We start from the raw sequence: 3,088 nt of genomic DNA on the forward strand, positions 1-3,088 counted from the left end.
CTGTTTACTCGGCTTGCAAGCCAGTGACTGCCTGCCGGAAATGCTATGGCGGGCGCTGCAACAAATGCCTTCGGCAAGCGCCACAGAATTCACCGGTGGTGTACTGCATCTGGAGAATGGCAATGTTATGCAGGTATGGGTAAGCCCCATGGGCGATTTAAGCCGATCTAAAGGTACTATTATTGTTCTTTCACAGTTCAAGGAGAGCGGATGTCTACCTTAACACGCACTGATAAAGAATTTGCCGACCTGAGCCAGAAGGATAAAGTGGCGAGTTTGCGCCTGGTTGATTTGCCTTCTTTACCGGCGTTGCTTATGGAAGCATTGCAATACACAGACACAGTCGGTGACCAAAGTTTAACTAATCTTGCGGACAAAATCGGCCAGGATCCACCCATGGTGATTCGAATTTTACGCATCACCAATTCGCCTTTTTTCGGTATGTCCAGGGAAATAAGCTCGTTGCGGCAAGCGATTGTATTGTTGGGACTTAACCGGGTGAGAAATATGCTGCTTGGCGTTTGTTTTTCAAAAATGTTACCGGTGCGGCATAAAGACTTCGATTACCCGCTGTTTTGGCATCACAGCATGGCTGTAGCCGATTGTGCCAGGCAGCTTGCAACCTATACCGGCATTGGCCAGGACATTGCGTTTACGGCAGGATTATTACACGATATCGGACGGCTGATTATTGTCTTTCTGTTTCCCGACGATTTTAGCCGCATTATTAATGAACCCCATCCGGACCGGGTCGAGACGGAACGGCGGATAATAGGGTCCGATCACATGGAAATAGGCGGCAAAGCGGCGAGGCACTGGAATTTGCCTGTGGCTATTCAGGAGGCGATTGAACAACATGAAACGCCGCCGGAGCAAGGAGATGCCATATCACTGGGCTTGTTAATTTATACGGCTAATTTGCTGATCATTGAAGCGGAGCAGGGCGATGACTCCGGTTTGGAGCGACAGGAAGCCATCGCTAATGTGCTTGAATTTCTGGATATTTCAATTGACCAGGCGACACACTGGGCCAATACCGGCCGGCAATTCGCCGATCAGATAGTTGCCATTCTTTAAATTCAGGGAGCATTATGCCGTTAAGTGAATCGCGACAATTAAACTGGATTATGATCTTTACCAATTGGGGCAATCGGATGCGTTCCGAGACAGTTCAAACGAGGTGTTTGAGCAGATTCTGCGCCATATTGTGGAAGGATTCAGAGCTAATACCGGTTCACTGGTATTGTGCCAAGGCGAAGACAGCTGTCGCTTCAGCATTGTTGCGGGTATCGGTTTGCCGGACGGAGGTATCGGCAGTGTTATACCCAGCGGCGCCGGCGTTATCGGTTGGGTATTGGAAAACAAACAGGCTTTATTGCTCAAAAACAATGATCCGGGATTTCATGAACTACTTCCTGAACCGGGCATACAAACACCGCTTACGGCACTTTGTTGGCCTTTGCTGATGGGCCAGCGGTTGATCGGCGCATTATGCGTCAACAGCCTTGACGATAAGGCGAATTACACGGAAGCGGATTTGAACCACGGAAAAATGTTAGTCAACCTGATTACGCTGGTGATTGACAATATCAGGTTGCTTGATGACCGGCAAAAGCGCATTCAACAGCTTGCCGCAACTAATGAGCGCTATATGGATTCGAATCGGCAATTACAAGAAGCCCATAAACACCTGGAACGCTCAGAAAAACGCCTCAACGATATTCTTAATTCGCTGGATAGCGTGGTCTGGTCGATGGAGCCCGATACGCTGAAAATACTGTATCTCAACAAGGCCGTCCATGAGATATCCGGTCATCCGGTCGAGGATTTTTTTAATGATCAGCATCTATGGCTGAATATTATCGATGCCGTTGATCGAACGCGGGTGGAAAACAGTCTGGCCGATTTAATGAAGACCGGCGTGCAAAAAATAACCTATCGTATTCACCGCCCGGACGGCGATCTGCGCTGGCTTCTTCATCATATGCGCATCGTTTGCGCCGATGCCGGTGCGCCGTTACGAATCGACGGTATCAGTGTCGATATTACCCAACATAAAAATGCCGAGGATTTACTGAAACAGCGTAATGAAGAATTGCAAACAGCCCTCGATAAAATTCAGGAAGTCCAGCGGCAATTGGTGCAATCGGAAAAATTGTCCTCCATCGGCCAACTAGCAGCGGGCGTCGCGCACGAAATCAATAATCCCATTGGTTATATCAATTCTAACCTGACCTCATTGAAAAACTATGTGGAAGAATTGCTGGCGCTGGTGGCGATTTATGAAAAAATCGAGTCGGTATGCGCTGATGCCGGACAACTCCGCCAAATCGAGGAATTCAAAAATAAAATCGATCTGGAATTTCTTAAAACCGATGTGCTCGATTTACTGGATGAGTCTCATGAAGGCGCATCCCGGGTCAAAAAGATCGTTCAGGATCTTAAGGATTTTTCCTATGCCGGTGGCGACGATGACTGGCAATGGGCTAATTTGCATACCTGTCTGGAAAGTACACTGAATATTGTCAATAACGAGATCAAATACAAGGCGAGCGTTACCAAGGAATTCGGGGATATACCGCAAGTATGGTGTTTACCGCATCAGTTGAATCAAGTATTTATGAATTTGCTGGTTAATGCGACACATGCTATCGAAAACAAAGGCACGATCACAGTGCGCACGGGATCAGAAAACGATCACATTTGGGTAGAGGTCGGCGATACCGGCAAAGGTATTGCGCCTGAACACGTCAATAAAATCTTCGATCCTTTCTTCACCACCAAGCCGGTGGGAAAAGGAACCGGCCTGGGGCTTTCCGTTTCCTATAACATTATTAAAAAACACAATGGCGAAATCCGCCTGGACAGTCGTGTCGGTGAAGGCAGCACATTTCGAATTGTATTGCCGATAAAAAACGAGACGGTCGTTGCATGAGTTCCGTGCAATCGCCAATAGGCAACAACCGGCAGGCGACTTTGTTGTTTGTTGATGATGATCCCAATGTACTCAAGGCATTGCGCCGTCTTTTCCATCACGAAAACTACCTGGTTTATCTCGCGTCAGGAGGCATTGAGGGCCTGGAAATTC

Annotated in this window: 2 protein-coding genes and 1 pseudogene; all 3 read left to right on the forward strand. The window is 47.8% G+C overall.

The window, feature by feature from the left end; translation table 11 throughout:
* Positions 1-223: pseudogene (locus M0R47_RS21495) on the forward strand (response regulator); the annotation flags it as partial.
* On the forward strand, positions 211-1,077 hold the full coding sequence (locus M0R47_RS21500; protein ID WP_292558403.1) for an HDOD domain-containing protein: 867 nt from the start codon (positions 211-213) through the stop codon (positions 1,075-1,077). The pseudogene M0R47_RS21495 and the gene M0R47_RS21500, both read left to right, overlap by 13 nt.
* Before the next feature lie 103 nt (positions 1,078-1,180).
* Entirely contained in the window at positions 1,181-2,935 is a 1,755-nt protein-coding gene (locus tag M0R47_RS21505; RefSeq protein WP_292558404.1) for an ATP-binding protein, read from the forward strand.
* Positions 2,936-3,088 lie beyond the last annotated feature (153 nt).

It is taken from the genome of Methylobacter sp., assembly GCF_023227905.1.
Taxonomy (GTDB): domain Bacteria; phylum Pseudomonadota; class Gammaproteobacteria; order Methylococcales; family Methylomonadaceae; genus Methylobacter_A.

Excerpts from the sequence above, each read along its gene's own strand:
- M0R47_RS21500 (WP_292558403.1), top strand. The coding sequence starts at position 211 with ATGTCTACCTTAACACGCACTGATAAAGAATTTGCCGACCTGAGCCAG.